This window comes from Pseudomonas sp. LBUM1672, from assembly GCF_059695655.1.
The window spans coordinates 4,412,040-4,431,547 of the sequence record NZ_CP166781.1 but is presented as its reverse complement, the minus strand read 5'-3'; the positions used below and the strand labels follow the sequence as shown (position 1 = coordinate 4,431,547).

Below are 19,508 nucleotides of genomic sequence, written 5' to 3'. Positions count from 1 at the left end.
TGAGGCTATCGCTACACAAACCCCTCTCCGGTGAGGTAGGTTGCGAGCAGACACGGAGGTATTCATGCCCGCAACGCTGTCCTTTTCCAACAAACAGGCTCGACGTCTGGCGCTGGCCGCCCAAGGGTTCAACGGGCGGCAACCGCCAGCGGCGATCAAACCGGTTCAGCTCAACCGGCTGATCGAACGCCTGGGCATCCTGCAGATCGATTCAGTCAATGCGTTGGTGCGTTCGCACTACCTTCCCTTGTTTTCCCGCCTTGGAAATTACTCCCCCGATTTGCTCGATCAGGCTGCCTGGAGTCAAGGCCGACGTCGCACGTTGTTCGAATATTGGGGCCATGAAGCTTCGTTGCTGCCTATGTCGATGTATCCCTTAATGCGTTGGCGCATGCAGCGTGCAACGCGCGGCGAAGACATCTATCAGCAACTGGCGCGTTTCGGTCGCGAGCAGCAGGACACGATTCGCCGGGTGCTGGCCTCGGTTCAGGAACTCGGCGCACTGGGGGCCGGAAGCTTGTCGACCCGCCAGGAGCGGGCGGGGCCCTGGTGGGACTGGAGCGCTGAAAAGCATGCGCTGGAATGGTTGTTCGCCGCCGGTGAAGTGACGGTCGCCGGCCGACGCGGATTCGAGCGGCTGTATGACCTGCCGGAGCGGGTGATTCCTTCAGCGGTTCTGCAACAGCCTTTGCTCAGTGAGGCCGAGGCCCAGCGTGGGCTGTTGCTGCATGCCGCGACGGCATTGGGTGTCGGCACGGAAAAGGACCTGCGCGATTATTTTCGCCTGAACCCGGCAGACAGCCGGCCGCGTCTGGCGGAACTGATAGAGATGGGTGAATTACTGGCCTGCGAGGTTCAGGGCTGGCGTCAACCGGCCTACTGCTTGCCCGAGCCGAAAGTGCCGCGCAAGGTCGAGTCCAGTGCCTTGCTATCACCGTTTGATTCGCTGATCTGGGAGCGCAGCCGCACCGAGCGGTTGTTCGATTTCCGTTATCGACTGGAGATTTACACGCCGCAGGACAAACGGGTGTACGGCTATTACGTGCTGCCGTTTTTGCACAATGAACGGATTGCCGCGCGGGTGGATTTGCGCGCCGAGCGAGCATTGGGCCGACTGGCGGTGCACGCTGTGCATGAGGAAGATCCGGGGCTGGATGACGAGGGGATGCTGGCGTTGGCGGTCAATCTGCGGCAGATGGCGGACTGGCTGGGGCTTGCGCAGGTTCTGCTGAATTGCCCGCGGGCGAGTGCGGCGCGGTTGCGGGTGGCGTTGGCGCAACTCAGTGTTGTTTGAACTGGCGCCATCGCGAGCAAGCCCGCTCCCACATTAGACCGCGTTCGCCTGGGCAACTCGGTGACCTGTGGGAGCGGGCTTGCTCGCGAAGGCGGTGTGTCTGCGATGGCGTAGTTACTGATTCACCGCCGGACTTGCTTCAGCGTCTCGGCAATCAGAAACGCCAACTCCAACGACTGATCCGCATTCATTCGCGGGTCGCAATGGGTGTGATACCGGTCCGACAACCCGTCTTCTGTAATCGGCCGCGCGCCACCAATGCACTCGGTCACATTCTGCCCGGTCATCTCGATGTGGATACCGCCGGCGTAGCTGCCTTCCGCTTCGTGAACCTGGAAGAACTGCTTCACCTCACCGAGGATCTGCGCGAAGTCGCGGGTCTTGTAGCCGCTGCTGGCCTTGATGGTGTTGCCGTGCATCGGGTCGGAGCTCCAGAGCACTTGCTTGCCTTCACGCTGCACCGCGCGGATCAACGCCGGCAAGTGATCGCCGACCTTGTTCGCGCCCATGCGTGCGATCAGGTTCAAGCGGCCCGGGTCATTGTCCGGGTTGAGCACGTCGATCAGGCGAATCAGGTCTTCGGGGTTCATGCTCGGGCCGACCTTGACCCCGATCGGGTTGTTCACACCGCGCAGGAATTCAACGTGGGCGCCGTCGAGCTGACGGGTGCGATCGCCGATCCACAGCATGTGCGCCGAGCAATCGTAGTAATCGTTGGTCAGGCTGTCGCGGCGCACGAAGGCTTCTTCATAATTGAGCAGCAGCGCCTCGTGGGCGGTGAAGAAACTGGTTTCGCGCAATTGCGGCGAACTGTCCATGCCGCAGGCGCGCATGAAGGCCAGGGTTTCATCGATGCGATCGGCCAGGTGGCTGTATTTCTCGGCCAGTGCGGAGTTGGCGATGAAATCCAGGTTCCACTTGTGTACCTGATGCAGGTCGGCGAAACCGCCCTGAGCGAACGCACGCAGCAGGTTCAGGGTGGCGGTGGACTGGTGATAAGACTGCAGCAGACGCTCCGGGTCCGGCACGCGGCTTTTTTCGTCGAAACCGATGCCGTTGACGATGTCGCCACGGTAGGCGGGCAGGGTCACGCCGTCGATGGTTTCGTCGTTGGCCGAGCGCGGCTTGGCGAACTGGCCGGCCATGCGCCCGACCTTGACCACCGGGCAACCGGCGGCGAAGGTCATGACGATCGCCATTTGCAGCAGGACTTTAAAGGTGTCGCGAATTTTCGCGGCGGAGAACTCGGCAAAGCTTTCGGCGCAGTCGCCACCTTGCAACAGAAACGCACGGCCCTGGGTGACCTGGGCAAACTGACGGCGCAACTCCCGGGCCTCACCGGCAAACACCAGGGGCGGATAACTCGCCAGGGTTTGCTCGACCTGCAGCAAATGCGCCGCGTCGGGGTAGTGGGGTTGTTGCTGGATCGGCAGGGCGCGCCAGCTGTCAGGGCTCCAGGGTTGGCTCATCACGGTCTCGGTTGTTTTACGCTCGGGCGTTCATGTTATCAGCAAATTAGTGCGTGACCTGTTCCGCTTGCTTCGCGGACAATCGCGCCTTTGCCGCTTCATGTTGCGGTTTATCGCGTTGCCGGGCCTGGCGACGATCAGGAGACGAAATGACTGAGGAGCGCGTCGAGCATCTGCTCGCCGAGGTACAGGATGAATTCGGCGTGATTCGCGTGCTGGAAGTGGCCGATTACCGTTTTCTCGAGTTCGGTGATGCCATCGAGCAGAGTTGCGTGTTCACGGCGGACCCAAGCTGGCTCGAGTACGATTACACCCGCGCGATGCTGATTGGTGCGCTGTGCCATGAACAGCCGGAAAGCGCGCTTTTCCTCGGGCTCGGCGCCGGCACGCTGACCCAAGCGTGCCTCAAGTTCCTGCCGCTAGAAGATGTCGAGGCCATCGAGCTGCGCCCCGACGTACCGCGTCTGGCCATCGAATACCTTGGGCTGGATGACGACCCGCGACTGTATATCCGCGTCGGCGATGCGCTGGAGTTGCTCGATACCGCCGAGCCGGCGGACCTGATTTTCGTCGACCTTTATACCGATGTCGGTCCGGGTGTCGGGCATCTGGCCTGGAACTTCCTGGAAAACTGTCAGAAACGCTTGAATCCGGGCGGCTGGCTGGTGATCAATCAGTGGGCCACCGATGACGGCAAGCCGTTGGGCGCTGCGTTGTTGCGTGGGCTCTATCACCGGCATTACTGGGAGTTGCCGGTAAAGGAGGGCAACGTGATTTTGATCGTGCCTTCGGAGCTGGATCAGGAGCTGGATCTGGAAGGATTGACCGCCCGGGCCAAAGAGCTGGCGCCGCGGTTGGGGTATTCGTTGCAGTCGTTGATCAAGGCGATTCGCCCGGCAACCTGATGCAATGAGGCCTTGTGGCGAGGGGATTTATCCCCGTCCGGCTGCGAAGCAGTCGTAAATCCGGCTGATGCGGTTTAGCTGTTACCACCGGGTTGAATGGTTTTTGGGGCTGCTTCGCAGCCCAACGGGGATAAATCCCCTCGCCACAGAAAACCCTTCACAACCGGTTGATCGTCAGCAGCCCTTGAAGACCCCCGGTCGCTTCTCGACCATCGACCGCACACCTTCCCGGGCATCCTCACTCGCCAGTAACTTCTTCACCAACGGCGGCAATCCCTGCGCCGCCGCCGTTTCCCCTTCATAGCGCGCCTGCCGGGCCGACATCAGCGTCGCCTGAACCCCCAGCGGCGCCTGCCGGGCAATCTGCTCTGCCAATTCAATCGCCCGCGGCAGCAAATCTTCGCTGGCCATGACTTCCTGCACCAACCCTAGGTGCAACGCTTCATGCGCATCGAATTCATCGCCGGTCAGCAGCCAGCGCATGGCATTGCCCCAGCCGGCGACTTGATGCAGACGCAACGTGGCGCCACCGAAGGGGAAGATCCCGCGCTGCACTTCCTTCTGGGCGAATCGGGTATTGCTGGCGCAAAGGTTGATGTCGGCGGCGAGCATCAGCTCGATGCCGATGGTCAGGCAGTAGCCTTGTGCGGCGACAATCACCGGTTTGCTCACCCGGGGTCCGGCAAACACGCCCCACGGATCGCAACCGCCGGGCGGTGCCTGCCAGCCGTCAGCCAGGGCGGCGCTGGCGTTGATCAGGTCGAGCCCGGCGGTGAAATGCTCACCATGAGCGAACACCACCGCCACCCGCGCTTCGCTGTCGGCCTCGAACTCGCCGTAGGCCAGGCTCAGCGCATTGAGCAGGTCGAGGTCGAAGGCGTTGCGCTTGGCCACCCGATCCAGGCCGATCAACAGGACATGGCCGTGTTTTTCACGGGTGACACGACTGGGGGCGGGCTGATTCATGGAGCATTTCCTCGTGCGGGAAGGGGAGTGTCAGACCGCGGGTCTGCGTAACATCGGTGAACCGTTTTAGCGCCATCGCCAGCGGGGCCGGGCCTTTGAAAAATAGACCGTTGCACGATTATCCGCAAAGCCTGTGACACAACGGTGTATATGTCAGTTTTCCGACAAATAATGCTCCCTTTTTGAGCGAATTCCGGTATAGTGCGCGCCGGCCTTTAACCGGGCCGCGTTTAGGTAGCGCAATTTCCCGAAGTCAGCTTCGGCTGCACGTCCGCACAGCGGACTCTCCCTTGACGAATCTTTTTCATTCATTCGTTTTCGCAAATCCCCGCCGACAAAGCAGCCAGGGCGACTCTTGAGTCTTACACGGCATGCGCAGCTTTGGAGCATGGGTCTTTGCGGATGCACTTAGAGGCAGACCCATGACCCAGGAAACCGGCGGCTTCGCCGCTTTTAATCTTAATCCGAATATTCTTGCAGCCGTCATCGCGACTGGCTACGAAGAGCCTTCGGCTATTCAGCAGCAATCGATCCCGATCATCATGGCCGGCCACGACATGATTGGCCAGGCGCAAACCGGTACCGGTAAAACCGCCGCGTTCGCTCTGCCAATCCTGCACCGCATCGATCCTGCCAAGCGCGAGCCGCAAGCCCTGATCCTGGCGCCAACCCGTGAGTTGGCGCTGCAAGTAGCAACCGCTTTCGAAACCTACGCCAAGCAAATGCCGGGCGTTACCGTTGTGGCCGTTTACGGCGGCGCCCCGATGGGCCCACAACTGAAAGCAATCCGTAATGGCGCACAGATCGTTGTCGCCACGCCGGGCCGTCTGTGCGACCACCTGCGTCGTGACGAAAAAGTCCTGTCGACCGTGAACCACCTGGTTCTCGACGAAGCGGACGAAATGCTCAAACTGGGTTTCATGGACGACCTCGAAGTTATCTTCAAGGCTCTGCCACCAACCCGTCAGACCGTATTGTTCTCGGCCACCCTGCCTCAGTCGATCCGTGCCATTGCCGAACGCCATCTGCGCGATCCGCAACACGTGAAGATCCAGACCAAGACTCAGACCGTTACCGCGATCGAACAGGCTCACCTGTTGGTTCACGCTGACCAGAAGACCTCGGCTGTATTGAGCCTGCTGGAAGTGGAAGACTTCGACGCCCTGATCATGTTCGTGCGCACCAAGCAAGCGACCCTGGACCTGGCCAGTGCCCTGGAAGCCAAAGGCTACAAAGCCGCTGCGCTGAACGGTGACATTGCTCAGAACCAGCGTGAGCGCGTGATCGAATCCCTCAAGGATGGCCGTCTGGACATCGTTGTGGCGACCGACGTTGCTGCCCGTGGCCTGGACGTTCCGCGTATCACTCACGTGTTCAACGTTGACATGCCGTACGATCCAGAGTCCTACGTTCACCGTATCGGCCGTACTGGCCGTGCCGGTCGCGAAGGTCGCGCACTGCTGCTGGTGACTCCACGTGAGCGCCGCATGCTGCAAGTGATCGAGCGTGTAACCGGTCAAAAGGTTGCTGAAGTTCGCCTGCCGGACGCCCAGGCTGTTCTCGACGCCCGCATCAAGAAACTGACCAACAGCCTGTCGCCGCTGGTTGGTGATGCCGAGTCGACTCACGGTGAACTGCTGGATCGCCTGACTGCCGACATCGGTTGCACCCCGCGTGCACTGGCCGCTGCTCTGCTGCGCAAGGCAACCAACGCTCAAGCGCTGACCCTGGCTGCAATCGAGAAAGAACGTCCACTGGTGCCGAACAACGCACCGCGTGGCGATCGTCCAGAGCGTACCGGTGACCGTCCGGACCGTGGTGATCGTGAGCGTCGTGCTCCGGTTCCATTGGCCGAAGGTCGTGCTCGTTGCCGTACCGCGCTGGGTGCGCGTGATGGTATCGCTGCCAAGAACCTGCTGGGCGCCATCCTCAACGAAGGTGGCTTGGCTCGCGAAGCAATCGGTCGCATCCAGGTGCGTGACAGCTTCAGCCTCGTCGAGCTGCCGGAAGATGGTCTGGAGCGTCTGCTGACCAAGCTGAAGGACACTCGCGTTGCCGGTAAGCAGTTGAAGCTGCGTCGCTACCGCGAAGATTGATCCGCTTTCGGGCTGATTGATCGAACATAAAAAATCCCCGACTGGTTCGGGGATTTTTTTTGGCCTGCTGTTTGTGCCTGGCCTGAGATCTGTCAGGCGAAGCGGTAAATGTCCATCCCCAGCGCACCCATGGTGAAACCCTGATGGGCAACGCTGAACTCACCGCCAGCCCCGCGAGCAAAGTACAACGGCAGCAAATGCTCATCGCTGGGATGGTTGCGCACCGCATTCGGCGCCTGCTGGCGATAATCGTGCAGCGCGAGTTCATCGTTGGCCGCGAGTTTTTCGATCATCCAGTCGCGAAACGTCTTGGCCCACGGTTCGACGCTTTCCGGGCCGGCGTGCCAGTCCAGTTCACGCAGGTTGTGGGTGATGCTGCCAGACCCGATCAACAACACGCCGTGTTCGCGCAGGCTGGCGAGGGCATGGCCGACCCGGGTTTGCAGGACAGGGCCGCCACGGGTGGGTAGCGAGACTTGCACCACCGGGATGTCCGCCTGCGGATACATCAATGACAACGGCACCCAGACTCCGTGATCGAAGGGCCGCTCGGCATCAATGCGTGCAGGCAGGCCGTCGGCTTTCAAATGTTCGACAACCTCCGCCGCCAGTTGCGGATCGCCCGGCGCCGGATATTGCACCTCGAACAAAGCCTTGGGAAAGCCACCGAAGTCATGCCAGGTGTCAGGCCGGGGATTGCCGCTGACCAGCAAGTCGTTACTTTCCCAGTGCGCAGAGACAATCACGATGGCTTTCGGTTTCGGCATTTCTGCGGCGAGCCGCGCGAGGGCGGGCCCGCTGGCACCCGGTTCCAGTGCCAACATGGGTGAGCCATGGGATATGTACAGGCTGGGGAACATGAATGAGCTCCTGAGGGGTAAGATGGCAGCATCTTCAGTCAGATCATTGATCTAAATCTAATATAAGTTTTAGGGTCTTTTGATCGAATTTTCGGGATTAATTATGCAGCCGGAGTTTTGGCACAAGCGGTGGACGTCGAATCAGATCGGTTTTCACCTGCCGGAAGTGAATCCATATCTGCAACGGTACTGGCCGCAGTTGGGCCTGGAGGAGGGCGCGCGTGTACTGGTGCCGTTATGTGGGAAAAGCCTGGACCTGCTGTGGCTGGCGAAATGCGGTCACGAGGTGTTGGGCATCGAGCTGTCGGAAAAGGCCGTGGAAGACTTTTTCCACGAGCATCAGTTTGATCCGGACGTCAGCGACCAGGGCCCTTTTACGGTCTATCGAGCAGGTTCGATCGAGATCTGGTGCGGTGATTTCTTCGCGTTGACTGCCGGCGATGTCGCCGATTGCAGCGCGCTGTACGACCGCGCTGCCTTGATCGCCTTGCCGCCAACCATGCGCGAGCAATACGCCGAGCATCTGAAGCGGATTATGCCGAAGGATTCGCTGGGGATTTTGATTACCCTGGATTACGACCAGGCGCAAATGGACGGCCCGCCGTTTGCGGTGCTGGACGACGAAGTGCAACGGTTGTTCGGGGCGACCTGGGCACTGAAGATACTGGAAGACCAGGACGTGCTGGGCGAGAGCTGGAAGTTTGTCGAGAGTGGCGTCACGCGGCTTGAAGAGCGGGTGTATCGGGTTTCCAGCCATTAAGATGCGTTGAGTTTGCTGAACCCTTCGCGAGCAAGCCCGCTCCCACAGTAGATCGCGTCTATTCGGATCATTCGGTTACCTGTGGGAGCCTGCTCGCGATGGGGTCTGAATGAACACCGCATCAATCGGCAGACAAAAAAAGGCCCGCATTCACTGCGGGCCTTTTCTTTTACTGCGTAGTGCGAGCGCTATCAGCCCCGACGACGCAACGCGTCAATACGCTCTTCCAGCGGCGGGTGGCTCATGAACATACGAGCGAACCCTTGCTTGATGCCACCGTTGATGCCAAAGGCATTCAGCGTGTCCGGCATGTGCACCGGCAGACCCTGTTCTGCACGAAGGCGTTGCAAGGCGCCAATCATCGCGCTGGTACCTGCCAGACGTGCACCGGCTTCGTCTGCGCGGAACTCGCGTTTGCGCGAGAACCACATGACGATGGAGCTGGCCAGAATGCCCAGGACCAGTTCGGCGACGATGGTCGCCACGTAGTAGGCGATGCCCTGGCCTTCTTCGTTCTTGAAGATCACTTTGTCGACAAAGTTGCCGATGATCCGCGCGAAGAACATCACGAAGGTGTTCACCACGCCCTGGATCAACGCCAGGGTGACCATGTCGCCATTGGCCACGTGACCGATTTCGTGAGCCAGGACGGCCTTCACTTCATCCGGCGAAAAACGCTCGAGCAGACCCTGGCTGACCGCGACCAATGCGTCGTTCTTGTTCCATCCCGTGGCGAACGCGTTGGCCTCGTAGGCCGGGAAAATCCCGACTTCGGGCATCTTGATCCCGGCTTCGCGGGACAGTTGCTCGACGGTTTGCAGCAGCCATTGCTCGTGACGTGTGCGCGGCTGGCTGATGATTTGGGTGCTGGTGCTCATCTTCGCCATCCATTTGGAGATGAACAGCGAGAACAGCGAACCGGCGAAACCAAAGACCGCACAGAAAATCAGCAGCTGATTGAGGTTGAGATCAACCCCGTTGGCCGCCATGAACCCGTTGAAGCCGAAAAGGCTCAGGGTGATGCTGGCAATCAGCACGACCGCCAGGTTAGTGGCCAAAAACAGCAGGATGCGCATCATGGTTGTAGAAATCTCCTCATGCTAAAGATGTAGCGTACTGCGGGGTATATAAGGTGCTGCACCGGGCTATTCAACCGAGTGACTATTTCAAACTGTGTCCTACGGCAACAGTCTAGCTGCTTGCAGGGCATTTCCGACGGGGACGCCGGACGCGTTTGACAGCCAATTCGCGTCACAGGCCCCGTCTTTGTTAGACGCGGCCACGAAACGTGGCATCAGTCAGCGATGGCGGCAGCGATGACTGGCGGGGTGCAAAGATGTGTTGCTGAATTAATCACCGTGCGACAGACGCGCGCGTCGCACGGTGAAGTTCAGCTTACTGGCGGTAGGATTTGAGGAAGTTGCCGATCCGGCCGATGGCCATGTCCAGGTCATCCACCCGTGGCAAGGTCACGACACGGAAGTGATCCGGCCAAGGCCAGTTGAAGGCCGTACCTTGCACCACCAGCAGCTTCTCGGAGAGCAGCAGGTCGAGCACGAACTTCTCGTCGTTGTGGATCGGGCAGACTTTCGGGTCGATCCGCGGGAACGCATACAGCGCACCCATCGGCTTGACGCAGCTCACGCCTGGAATGTCGTTGAGCAGTTCCCAGGTGCGATTGCGTTGTTCCAGCAAGCGACCTTGCGGCAGCACCAGGTCATTGATGCTCTGATAGCCGCCGAGTGCGGTCTGGATCGCGTGCTGGCTCGGCACGTTGGCACACAGGCGCATGTTGGCCAGCATGTCGATGCCTTCGATGTAGCTCTGGGCGTGGTGTTTCGGGCCGGAAATGGCGATCCAGCCGGAACGGAAACCAGCGACGCGATAAGACTTCGACAGACCGTTGAAGGTCAGGCACAGCAAGTCCGGCGCCAGGGACGCGGTGCAGATGTGCACGGCGTCGTCGTACAGGATCTTGTCGTAGATCTCGTCAGAGAACACCACCAGGTTGTGCTGGCGAGCCAGCTCCAGCATGCCCAGCAGCACTTCTTTCGAATACACGGCGCCAGTCGGGTTGTTCGGGTTGATGATCACCAGGGCCTTGGTGTTCGGGGTGATCTTGGCCTTGATGTCGGCCAGGTCCGGCCACCAGTTGGCCTGCTCGTCGCACAGGTAGTGCACCGGGTTGCCGCCGGACAGGCTCACGGCAGCCGTCCACAGCGGATAGTCCGGCGCTGGCACCAGTACTTCGTCGCCATTGTTCAGCAGGGCCTGCATCGACATCACGATCAGCTCGGAAACGCCGTTACCCAGGTAGATGTCTTCAATGCCGACGCCTTCCACCTGCTTTTGCTGGTAGTACTGCATGACGGCCTTGCGCGCGCTGAACAGGCCTTTGGAGTCGCTATAGCCTTGAGCGGTCGGCAGGTTGCGGATCACGTCCTGGAGGATTTCGTCCGGCGCTTCGAAACCAAAGGGCGCCGGGTTGCCGATGTTCAGCTTGAGGATGCGATGACCTTCCTCTTCCAGGCGTTTGGCGTGCTTTAGCACTGGGCCGCGAATGTCGTAGCAGACGTTGGCGAGCTTGTTCGATTTGCTGACCTGCATGGCGATGTGTTCCCGAAAATGAACGATCCAGGCGGCGTATGAACGACCGTGCTGGGAATCCTGCGTATTCACACAGGCCTGACGCCTTGAGAGGCAGCACTCATAAATCCGTTTGAATGCGCGTGGTCTGGCTGCCAGACTGGCGTTTGACGAGGCGCAATCATACGTGCCGCCCGATCCGTGGAAAAGGTACAGATCGGGCTTTTTCAGCTGCTGAGGTGTGACGATGGAAAAGTTGGATAAAACCCTGGAAGAATGGAAGGCGATGCTCGATCCAGAGCAGTACAACGTTTGCCGTCTCAAGGGCACCGAACGGCCGTTCTCCGGCAAATACAACGACACCAAGACCGACGGCGTCTACAACTGCATCTGCTGCGGCGAGCCGCTGTTCGACTCCAAGACCAAATTCGACTCCGGCTGCGGCTGGCCGAGCTTCTACGCGCCGATCGGCGACAGCGCCATGGTCGAGATCCGTGACGTCAGCCACGGCATGATCCGTACTGAGGTGGTCTGCGCCAAATGCGACGCGCACCTGGGGCACGTGTTCCCGGATGGCCCGCCGCCGACCGGCCTGCGCTATTGCATCAACTCGGTGTGCCTGGACCTGGTGCCGCGCGAGTAAGACGAGCCTTGTGGGAGCCGGGCTTGCTCGCGATGGCGGCCTGAAGGACGCCAGCGCGGGCAAGCCCGGCGTCCACAGGTAATCGGCGTCCAATAATTTAAATTGCACACAATTCAATTGCTCGCTATGTTTGGTGCTCGTTCCTTCCTATCGAGCCTGACCCCATGAGCGACAACCTGCTGACCATCCCGGTGACCACCATCAAAGGTGAACAGAAAACCCTGGCCGATTTCGCCGGCAAAGCCGTGCTGGTGGTCAACACCGCCAGCAAATGCGGTTTCACCCCGCAATACAAAGGCCTCGAAGAATTGTGGCAGACCTACAAGGATCAAGGCCTGGTGGTGCTCGGCTTTCCCTGCAATCAGTTCGGCAAGCAGGAACCGGGTAACGAAGGGGCGATTTCCGAGTTCTGCGAGTTGAACTTCGGTGTCAGCTTCCCGCTGTTCAAGAAGATTGACGTTAACGGCGCCGACGCCCATCCGCTGTTCGTGCAGTTGAAGAAGCGTGCACCGGGCGTGCTGGGCTCCCAGGGTATCAAGTGGAACTTCACCAAGTTCCTGATCGGCAAGGACGGTCAGTTGGTCAAGCGCTTCGCTCCGGCGACCAAGCCGCAGGACCTGAGCGGCGAGATCGAAGCCCTGCTCAAATGAACACCTTGTCAGTCGATTCCCTGAAGCTCGACAGCCAGCTCTGCTTCAAACTGTATGCGGCCTCGCGAGCGGTGATTCGTGCCTACAAGCCGATGCTCGATCAGCTTGGCCTGACCTATCCGCAATACCTGGCAATGCTGGTGTTGTGGGAATGGCTGGAAGCGGCGCCGGAGCAGCCGACGGTCAAGGCGCTGGGCGAACGCCTGGCGCTGGATTCCGGCACCCTGACGCCGTTGCTCAAGCGTCTTGAGCAACTGCAACTGGTGCAGCGCCAGCGTTCGGCGCGCGATGAGCGAGAGGTGCACCTGAGTCTTTCGCCTGCCGGCAAGGCCTTGCGTGATCAGGTCGGGCCGCTCAAGGCCCGGTTGTTGTGCGACAGCGGCGTCGATCTGGATCGCCTGAATGATCTGCGTGACGGCCTCGATCACCTGTTGGGACAAATCAAGGCACTGTCGTAGTCGGTATCCACAGGTCGAGCAGGGCAGCCAGTTCTTCGCGGCGGAAAGGCTTGGCCAGGTAGTCGCTCATGCCCGCCACACGACAGCGTTCGCGTTCCTCGGACATGGCGTTGGCGGTCAAAGCCACGATGGGCAATTGTGGCCAGCGCCCGCTGCGGCGGATCTGCCGACTGGCCTCGTAGCCATCCATCACCGGCATGTTGCAATCCATCAGCACCAGATCGAATTCGTTGTGCTCGAGCTGATCCAGGGCTTCGGCACCGTGAGCGGCGACGATCACCTCGCAACCGAGTTTGCCGAGCATGCCCTTGGCCACCAATTGATTGACCGGGTTGTCCTCCACCAGCAAGACGCGTCCGCGCCGTTGCGGGGTAAGGGCTTCGACCCGGGCTCCGTTGATCAGGTTGCTTTCCGGCTGCAACACCCGGCGCAAGGTCTGGTAAAGCGCGTTGCGCGCCAAAGGTCGCGCCTGTTGTTGCAGGGGCGCCAGGGCGCTCGCTTCTTCGCTGGGCATGAAGCTGCCATAGGCGGTCACCAGCAGGATAGGGGCGTCGAAGGTCGGGCGCAGGCCGAACAGGCATTCGGGGCAGTCGGTGATCAGCACATCCGGGTCGAGGCCGATCAACGAGTCATCGATGGCGCGTTGTTGATAATCGAGGCCCCAGCCGGGCAACAGGTTTTTCAACAGTTCCGCCAGACCACTGTTGGCGGCAGTGATCGCGATGATCTTGCCGGATAGAGGCTGCAGGGGCATGGCCCGGGTGTGGCAGGGTAACGGCAGGTCGGCGCAGAACTGGCTGCCAAAACCCGCTTCCGAGCTGATGGTCAGCCGCCCCTGCATGGCTTCGCACAGATTATAAGTCAGCGCCAGCCCCAGCCCGGTGCCGCCAAACTGCCGGGTAATGCCGGCCCCGGCCTGGGTGAAGGGCTGGAAGATTTTGACCTGGGCGTCCTGGGCAATCCCGATGCCGGTGTCGCAGACTTCGATTCTGACGCCATCCTCAAACGTTGAAAGGCGCACATCGACCCGACCGAAACGGGTGAACTTGAGGGCGTTGGACAGCAGGTTGCTGACGATCTGCCTAACACGGGTCGGATCCCCCAGTACCAACGCCGGAAAGTGCGGATCGATCAGGCAGGTCAACTCGACGCTGGGCGCGGCGTTCTGCGACAGCAGGTTGGCGGTGTCCTCGATCAGCGATCCGAGGTCGAACGGAATGTGTTCGAGTTCGAGTTGGCCGGCATCGAATTTCGACAGGTCGAGAATATCGTTGAGCAACTCCACCAGGACTTTGCCCGAGTCATGGGCGATGGACAGCTGTTGCTGTTGTTCGGCATTGAGTGGGCCGTCCAGCGAGAGCGCGATCATGCCCAGCAGGCCGTTGAGTGGCGTGCGGATTTCATGGCTCATGTTGGCGAGGAACACCGAGCGTGCTTCGGCCATATCCAGGGCGGTGCTTCGCGCAACTTCCAGTTCCTGGTTGGATTGACTCAGCCTGGCATTGATCGCCTTGAGCTCCGCGGTACGGGCCGAGACGATGTTTTCCAGTTGCCCGAGGTAGTCGGTCAGGCGGTTTTCAGCGTTGCGTCGTTGCTGGATTTCGGTGGCGATGTTTTCAAATTGCTGGTTGGCCACTTTGACCAGGACACCGATTTCATCGTTTTTATGCCCGCTCGGGTATTCCAGCCAGGTCGGTTCAGCGCTGCGCGGATCGCGTCCGCTGAGTTCGCGGATGACCCGCACCAGCGGTTTCGTCAGCATCACGTAGAACAGCGCCAACAGGATGCCGGTCAGGATCAGGCTGCGCGCGAAACCATTGAGCAGCGTCACCTCGGCCCGACGCAGGAAACGGCTGCCGAAGGCGTAGGTATCGACTTCCAGGCGCAAGGTGCCGAGGGATTCATCCGGCAACTGGTCGAGGTAGAGGCGGTCTTCGAACTGACGGTTGGCGCCGAACAGGAAGTCGCTGATCATCCGGTAGTTGTTTTGCTGGGTCGGGCGTTTGACGCTGGCCAGAACGGTTCCGTTGTTGTCTGTCAGTTGCGCACCGAGGATTGCAGGTGAGCGCAACAGGCCCATGGTCAGTTCCTGGGCGAGTTCGGCATCGATGTTGTAGGCGATACGGGACGCGGGGTTATGGCTGATTTCCAGCAAAGACAGGATTTCGCGGTTGATGGAGGCGTCTTCGCTGGCATAATCGATGCCTATTTGCAGCAGACTGAGCAGCGTGCCCAGAATGAAACCGACGAGCACAGTCAGCCGGGCTTGCTTGTACGACAGCCGGTGGGTGAACTTGATATCCATGGGGTGTTGAACCACTTCCGTTTCCCTTCGCTGCTCAAGCATAGTCGATCATGCATGGATACCGATGTTCGCGCGAGCCCTTGTGCGACAAGGGGTTAAAGGGACGCCAGGCGCTGTGTTGCGTCGCTGTAATGACATCATCACTGTGAACGTGCCCGAGGAGAAGACGTGGATTCCCGATTGAATGCTTTTCTTGAACGCGCCGATGCCGTCCTGGCCCGTATCGAACCGCTCTTGCCTGCACCTCGGCAAGCCATCGACTGGACGCAATGCCTGGCCGCGCGCTGGCAGCGCGAGGGCCGCAGCGGTTTTCTGCTGCCGCTGCAGGTCAGCCTCGACACACGGTTGTCCGACCTGATCGGTGTCGACCGGCAAGTGGAGCAACTGGGGCGAAATACCCAGCAGTTCCTCGATGGCATGCCCGCCAACCACGCGTTGCTCTGGGGCTCGCGCGGCACCGGCAAATCGTCGCTGGTGCGCGCCTTGCTGGCCGAGCACGCCAAGGCCGGCCTGCGGTTGATCGAGATCGAGCGCGATCACTTGGCGGACCTGCCGCGTGTGGTCGAACAGATCGCCAGGCTGCCTCAACGGTTTGTTTTGTTCTGCGATGACCTGTCGTTTGAATCGGGCGAAGGCGACTATCGCGTGCTCAAGAGCGTGCTCGACGGCTCTCTCGAACAGGCGCCGGATAACGTTTTGCTGTACGCCACCTCCAACCGTCGCCACCTGGTGCCGGAAAAGGAAAGCGATAACGAAAACTGGAAACGGGTCGATGGCGAGCTGCATCCCAGCGAGGCGGTGGAAGACAAGATCGCGCTGTCGGACCGTTTTGGATTGTGGCTGTCGTTCTATCCGTTTACTCAAGAGCACTTCCTTGACGTCGTCGAGCACTGGATCGGTCAATTGGCCGAAAAATCCGGCCTTGAGTGGCAGCGCAACGAAGAACTGGACATCCTCGCCGTGCGCTGGGCAACCGGCCGGGGCAACCGCAATGGACGTTGCGCGTATCAATTTGCCCGCTATTGGGTGGGGCTCAAGCTTTTGGAGCACAAAGCATGATTGATTTACAGAAGAGTGGCCAAGGCCTGGACGGTTACGGCATGTTATGGGCGCAGCTAGAGTCGTTGCTGGCGGACGAGCGTGACTTCATCGCCAACGCCGCGCAGTTTTCGGCGTTCCTGTACAGCCAGCTCGACGACCTGAACTGGGCCGGTTTCTATCTCAATCGTAATGAAGAACTGGTGCTCGGCCCGTTTCAGGGGCAGATCGCCTGTGTGCGCATTCCGTTCGGTCGCGGCGTGTGCGGGACAGCGGCGGCGACTTTGCAGACTCAGCTGGTCGAGGACGTTCACGCGTTCCCCGGGCACATTGCTTGCGACAGCGCCTCGAACAGCGAGCTGGTCGTGCCGCTGGTCAAGGACGGTCGCCTGATCGGCGTGCTGGACCTCGACAGTCCGAAACTTGCGCGGTTTACCGCTGACGATCAGGCCGGTATCGAACAACTGGCGGCAATTTTCCTGCGTCTGACCGATTGCTGATCATGCCCTCAAGCCGGCCTTGACCAGCAGGCTTGACAGGTCGACCGCATCGATTTGTCGTGGATCGAGGAACCGGTCGGCATACTGCAAGTAGATGCCGGCGTTGATGAACAGCCCGAACAACTCCGGATCGATATGGGCGTCGCGGCACATGGTAGCCATGATGCCCAGCGCTTCACTCAAGGTCTTGGCCTTCTTGTAGGGGCGGTCGGCAGCGGTCAGTGCCTCGAAAATATCGGCAATGGCCATCATCCGTGCCGGCAGGCTCATTTCTTCGCGCTTCAACTGTTTCGGATAACCGGTGCCATCCATTTTTTCGTGATGGCCGCCGGCGATTTCCGCGACGTTGTTGAGGTGGCCGGGGAAGGGCAAGTGGCTGAGCATCAGGATCGTCTGCACCATGTGGTGATTGATGATGTAACGCTCCTCGCGGGTCAGCGTGCCCCGGGCGATGCTCAGGTTGTAGAGCTCGCCCCGGTTGTACTTGTAGCGCGGCACATCAAGCTTGAACCCCCAGGGATTATCTTCCGGGATCAGCTCGCTTTCGGCGCGTTCGAGCAGGTGCTCGGGCTTGTCCGCCAACAGCGGCTCGCTGACCGGCAAGGTCGGTGCCGGAGTTTGTGCCTGGCGGCGGTTTTCTTCCCAGGACACACCGATTCTATCGTCCAGGGTTCGGGTCCAGTTGCGTTCGGCGATACTGCGCAGACGTTGCAGATCGGCCTCGGCCATGGCCTCAGCGCCCAGATTGCAGCGGGCGACGAAGGTGAAATCATCATCCAGCCCGGCCAGGTTGGCATTGCGTAATTCGGCCAGGTGCTGCTCGTCACCGCCCAGCGCGATAGCCTGCCAATAGTTGATCCAGGCATCGCGCTTGAGAACCTCGAAGCGGGTGCGAATTTCATGGATGCGGTCATTCAGCGTTTCAAGCTTGGTGGCTTTGTCGACCACGTATTCAGGTGTCGTGACCTTTCCGCAGTCGTGCAGCCAGGCCGCAATGTGCAGCGCTTCCCACTCATCTTCGGTCGGTTGGTAATCGCTGAAGGCCGGGGCCTGACTGGCAGCCGCCGCCTGGGCAAGCATCAAGGTCAGCTCCGGCACTCGCTGGCAGTGACCTCCGGTGTAGGGACTCTTGGCATCGATCGCGCCGGCCAGCAGCTGAATGAAGGCGTCCAGCAGTTGTTTCTGTTTGGCTTGCAGGCGCTGGCTCTCAATGCTCACGGCGGCCGCGCCGGAAACAGCCTGGAGAAACGCAATGCGGTCCGGGCGCAATTTTTCCAGGTCACGTTGTGTACCGCTGTCGGCTAATAACAGGACCAACAGGCCCACGGTTTCGTTGTGCCGATTGTGCAGCCGGATGCCGATCAGGTGCACCCGGGGGCATTCCAGCGCGAGCATTACTTTCTGCAAATCCCCCGCCTGTTCGAAACCCAGGTTGGTGACGACATTGTCGGTATTCGACAACTGCTGCAACCACTGAGGGCTCTGCGGATCCTGAAATTCGTGTCCCTGAACACCGAACGAGGGCAACGCCTGTGACGTGTCATTGATGACCAGGCCTTGGGGCTCCATGCGATCGCTGTCACGTTCGCGCAGGTAAATCAGGCCGGCCTGGGCTTGCCCGATCTTCACGGTTTCAAACAACACCCGCTGCAGCAACGGCACAAAGCGGGTCTCGGCGCTCAGGCTATCGGTGATCTGGAAAAAACTGCCGAGGGTGTCCTTCATGCGCGCCATCGACACGCTCAGTTGATCAATTTCAAGCACCGGCGAACTGCGGCCTACCGGAAAGTTGAAATTGAAACTGCGCACCGCATCGGCTTCCTGTACCAGTGCGCGCAACGGCTTGACCAAGACCCTTGAGGTCAACCAGCCCACGGGCAGGCACAACAACAATGTCGCGAGGGTAATCAGCGCGCCTTGCCAACGCATGCGGTAGGCATCGGCGAGCAATTCGTCTTCTGGCACCAGCAACGCCAGTTGCAGTCCCTGGGGGCCACCCTCCGACATGCTGCTGCGCGCCACGATCCATTGCCGACCGGCGGCGTCGAGGCGATTGCCGGTGGGTGGATTGGAAAGCAGGGCACCGAGGCCTGGGCTCAGGTCGGCCGCCTTGTTCAGGTGAGCGGTTTGGTCATCGATGATCAGTTTGCTGGTGTCGGGGTAAGCGATGGCATTGCCCTGGGCATCGAACAGCACGATTTCGGTGTGGGGCGTCACCACATGTTTGGCCAGGGTGGCTGACAGTTCCGCCAGCGTCAGATCGGCGCCCATCACCGCGTTTTCACCACTGCGCCGGGCCAGGGTGGTGCCGACGTTGCGAGTGGAGAAAAAAACGTACGGTTCGGTGGTGATCTGGTCCTCGTCGCCGAGGGCGCTGGAGTACCAGGCGCGGGTGCGGGGATCGTAGGTTTCGTCGGGATTGTCCAAGCGGTTGATAAGCGTCAAGGATTGATCAAAAAACAGGGATTGAGAGCGGATCTGACCACTGCTGCCGTCATGTTCGATGCTCCAGACTTGAAACGCCGCTGTCTCCGGGGCTTTCAACCCGCTTCTCAAGGCAGCGGTCCGCAGGGGGCGAACCATGAAAAAGTCGCCGTTACCGTAGCCCAGGTATAACGATGCCAGGTTGGGGTTGTCGTTGAGCGACTGGCTGAAGGGTTTGAGCAACGCCAGGCGTTGCTCCAGATCCGATGCCCGGGTCGCCGGGTAGTCCGCCAACAGGCTCAGCAGATGGCGGATCGGTTCGTAGGTGCCTTGCAGGTCCAGGCGGACCTCCTGCTCGATGCGGTTGAAGAGCTTTTCACTGCTGGAAAGAATGATCTGTGTGGTTTGTCCATAGTTGAAAATACCCAGCACCACGCCGGTCAGCAATAACAGGAAGGTGAACATCACACTGATATGGATGTGCAGGGGAAACCGGCGTTGATCCGGGCGCAGTGGGCTGGGCATTGCGGGTCTCTCCATGATGTTTAACACAC

The 19,508-nt window shown here is 60.1% G+C and carries 16 protein-coding genes; 9 read left to right on the top strand and 7 right to left on the bottom strand.

All coding sequences use genetic code 11. The features are described from left to right. Positions 1–64 precede the first annotated feature (64 nt). Positions 65–1,294, top strand: a complete 1,230-nt coding sequence (locus ACA053_RS20120; protein ID WP_497393511.1) for a winged helix-turn-helix domain-containing protein — start codon at positions 65–67, stop codon at positions 1,292–1,294. Between the two features lie 122 nt (positions 1,295–1,416). Here ACA053_RS20120 and ACA053_RS20115 read toward each other — a convergent pair whose 3' ends face one another. Further along, complete coding sequence (locus tag ACA053_RS20115) at positions 1,417–2,763, bottom strand: class II 3-deoxy-7-phosphoheptulonate synthase (protein WP_109633622.1); 1,347 nt, start codon at positions 2,761–2,763, stop codon at positions 1,417–1,419. Positions 2,764–2,912: 149 nt separating this feature from the next. On the opposite strand from ACA053_RS20115, the gene ACA053_RS20110 reads away from it, so the two are divergent. Beyond that, positions 2,913–3,668 (top strand): spermidine synthase, encoded by a 756-nt coding sequence (locus tag ACA053_RS20110; protein ID WP_109633620.1) that lies wholly within the window; start codon positions 2,913–2,915, stop codon positions 3,666–3,668. A gap of 174 nt (positions 3,669–3,842) precedes the next feature. Here the strand turns inward: ACA053_RS20110 and ACA053_RS20105 are convergent, their stop codons facing one another. Beyond that, entirely contained in the window at positions 3,843–4,634 is a 792-nt protein-coding gene (locus tag ACA053_RS20105) for a crotonase/enoyl-CoA hydratase family protein (RefSeq protein WP_497312781.1), read from the bottom strand. A gap of 422 nt (positions 4,635–5,056) precedes the next feature. Here ACA053_RS20105 and ACA053_RS20100 point away from each other — a divergent pair, with 422 nt between their 5' ends. Further along, positions 5,057–6,730, top strand: coding sequence for a DEAD/DEAH box helicase (locus ACA053_RS20100; RefSeq protein WP_109633616.1), 1,674 nt, complete (start codon positions 5,057–5,059; stop codon positions 6,728–6,730). Positions 6,731–6,822: 92 nt separating this feature from the next. Here ACA053_RS20100 and ACA053_RS20095 read toward each other — a convergent pair whose 3' ends face one another. Continuing rightward, complete coding sequence (locus ACA053_RS20095; RefSeq protein ID WP_497393510.1) at positions 6,823–7,590, bottom strand: DODA-type extradiol aromatic ring-opening family dioxygenase; 768 nt, start codon at positions 7,588–7,590, stop codon at positions 6,823–6,825. A gap of 103 nt (positions 7,591–7,693) precedes the next feature. Here ACA053_RS20095 and ACA053_RS20090 point away from each other — a divergent pair, with 103 nt between their 5' ends. After that, positions 7,694–8,350, top strand: coding sequence for a thiopurine S-methyltransferase (locus ACA053_RS20090; RefSeq protein WP_109633613.1), 657 nt, complete (start codon positions 7,694–7,696; stop codon positions 8,348–8,350). A gap of 191 nt (positions 8,351–8,541) precedes the next feature. Here ACA053_RS20090 and htpX read toward each other — a convergent pair whose 3' ends face one another. Together htpX and ACA053_RS20080 are read right to left on the bottom strand one after the other, a co-directional pair. Beyond that, the gene (gene htpX, locus ACA053_RS20085) at positions 8,542–9,429 is read right to left on the bottom strand and encodes a protease HtpX (RefSeq protein WP_109633611.1); all 888 of its coding nucleotides are present in this window, start codon (positions 9,427–9,429) and stop codon (positions 8,542–8,544) included. 316 nt (positions 9,430–9,745) lie between these two features. Continuing rightward, a complete protein-coding gene (locus tag ACA053_RS20080) occupies positions 9,746–10,957 on the bottom strand; it encodes a pyridoxal phosphate-dependent aminotransferase (RefSeq protein WP_008030363.1) in 1,212 nt (403 codons plus the stop codon). A 226-nt stretch (positions 10,958–11,183) separates the two neighbouring features. Between ACA053_RS20080 and msrB the strand changes: the two genes are divergently transcribed. From msrB to ACA053_RS20065, 3 genes are all read left to right on the top strand, one after another. Continuing rightward, positions 11,184–11,579: a peptide-methionine (R)-S-oxide reductase MsrB gene (msrB, locus tag ACA053_RS20075; protein ID WP_109633610.1), complete on the top strand. Its 396-nt coding sequence runs from the start codon at positions 11,184–11,186 to the stop codon at positions 11,577–11,579. Positions 11,580–11,743: 164 nt separating this feature from the next. Continuing rightward, complete coding sequence (locus tag ACA053_RS20070; protein ID WP_109633608.1) at positions 11,744–12,229, top strand: glutathione peroxidase; 486 nt, start codon at positions 11,744–11,746, stop codon at positions 12,227–12,229. Further along, positions 12,226–12,687: a MarR family winged helix-turn-helix transcriptional regulator gene (locus ACA053_RS20065; protein ID WP_497312774.1), complete on the top strand. Its 462-nt coding sequence runs from the start codon at positions 12,226–12,228 to the stop codon at positions 12,685–12,687. Before ACA053_RS20070 ends, ACA053_RS20065 begins: the two co-directional genes overlap by 4 nt. Here the strand turns inward: ACA053_RS20065 and ACA053_RS20060 are convergent. Further along, entirely contained in the window at positions 12,671–14,992 is a 2,322-nt protein-coding gene (locus ACA053_RS20060; RefSeq protein WP_109633605.1) for a hybrid sensor histidine kinase/response regulator, read from the bottom strand. The two genes, ACA053_RS20065 and ACA053_RS20060, sit on opposite strands and share 17 nt — an antisense overlap. A gap of 168 nt (positions 14,993–15,160) precedes the next feature. Here ACA053_RS20060 and ACA053_RS20055 point away from each other — a divergent pair, with 168 nt between their 5' ends. Together ACA053_RS20055 and ACA053_RS20050 are read left to right on the top strand one after the other, a co-directional pair. Next, on the top strand, positions 15,161–16,051 hold the full coding sequence (locus ACA053_RS20055) for an ATP-binding protein (protein ID WP_109633603.1): 891 nt from the start codon (positions 15,161–15,163) through the stop codon (positions 16,049–16,051). After that, positions 16,048–16,530: a GAF domain-containing protein gene (locus ACA053_RS20050; RefSeq protein WP_109633602.1), complete on the top strand. Its 483-nt coding sequence runs from the start codon at positions 16,048–16,050 to the stop codon at positions 16,528–16,530. Before ACA053_RS20055 ends, ACA053_RS20050 begins: the two co-directional genes overlap by 4 nt. On the opposite strand, the gene ACA053_RS20045 is transcribed toward ACA053_RS20050, so the two are convergent. Then, positions 16,531–19,479: an HD domain-containing phosphohydrolase gene (locus tag ACA053_RS20045; protein ID WP_497393509.1), complete on the bottom strand. Its 2,949-nt coding sequence runs from the start codon at positions 19,477–19,479 to the stop codon at positions 16,531–16,533. It lies immediately after the preceding gene. Positions 19,480–19,508 lie beyond the last annotated feature (29 nt).

Bases quoted from the DNA above. Each gene is read 5' to 3' on its own strand.
- ACA053_RS20065 (WP_497312774.1), top strand. From the start codon at position 12,226: ATGAACACCTTGTCAGTCGATTCCCTGAAGCTCGACAGCCAGCTCTGC.
- ACA053_RS20090 (WP_109633613.1), top strand. From the start codon at position 7,694: ATGCAGCCGGAGTTTTGGCACAAGCGGTGGACGTCGAATCAGATCGGT.
- ACA053_RS20070 (WP_109633608.1), top strand. From the start codon at position 11,744: ATGAGCGACAACCTGCTGACCATCCCGGTGACCACCATCAAAGGTGAA.
- ACA053_RS20110 (WP_109633620.1), top strand. From the start codon at position 2,913: ATGACTGAGGAGCGCGTCGAGCATCTGCTCGCCGAGGTACAGGATGAA.
- ACA053_RS20100 (WP_109633616.1), top strand. From the start codon at position 5,057: ATGACCCAGGAAACCGGCGGCTTCGCCGCTTTTAATCTTAATCCGAAT.
- ACA053_RS20045 (WP_497393509.1), bottom strand. From the start codon at position 19,479: ATGCCCAGCCCACTGCGCCCGGATCAACGCCGGTTTCCCCTGCACATC.
- ACA053_RS20080 (WP_008030363.1), bottom strand. From the start codon at position 10,957: ATGCAGGTCAGCAAATCGAACAAGCTCGCCAACGTCTGCTACGACATT.
- ACA053_RS20095 (WP_497393510.1), bottom strand. From the start codon at position 7,590: ATGTTCCCCAGCCTGTACATATCCCATGGCTCACCCATGTTGGCACTG.
- ACA053_RS20060 (WP_109633605.1), bottom strand. From the start codon at position 14,992: ATGGATATCAAGTTCACCCACCGGCTGTCGTACAAGCAAGCCCGGCTG.
- ACA053_RS20050 (WP_109633602.1), top strand. From the start codon at position 16,048: ATGATTGATTTACAGAAGAGTGGCCAAGGCCTGGACGGTTACGGCATG.
- ACA053_RS20105 (WP_497312781.1), bottom strand. From the start codon at position 4,634: ATGAATCAGCCCGCCCCCAGTCGTGTCACCCGTGAAAAACACGGCCAT.
- ACA053_RS20120 (WP_497393511.1), top strand. From the start codon at position 65: ATGCCCGCAACGCTGTCCTTTTCCAACAAACAGGCTCGACGTCTGGCG.
- htpX (WP_109633611.1), bottom strand. From the start codon at position 9,429: ATGATGCGCATCCTGCTGTTTTTGGCCACTAACCTGGCGGTCGTGCTG.
- ACA053_RS20115 (WP_109633622.1), bottom strand. From the start codon at position 2,763: ATGAGCCAACCCTGGAGCCCTGACAGCTGGCGCGCCCTGCCGATCCAG.
- msrB (WP_109633610.1), top strand. From the start codon at position 11,184: ATGGAAAAGTTGGATAAAACCCTGGAAGAATGGAAGGCGATGCTCGAT.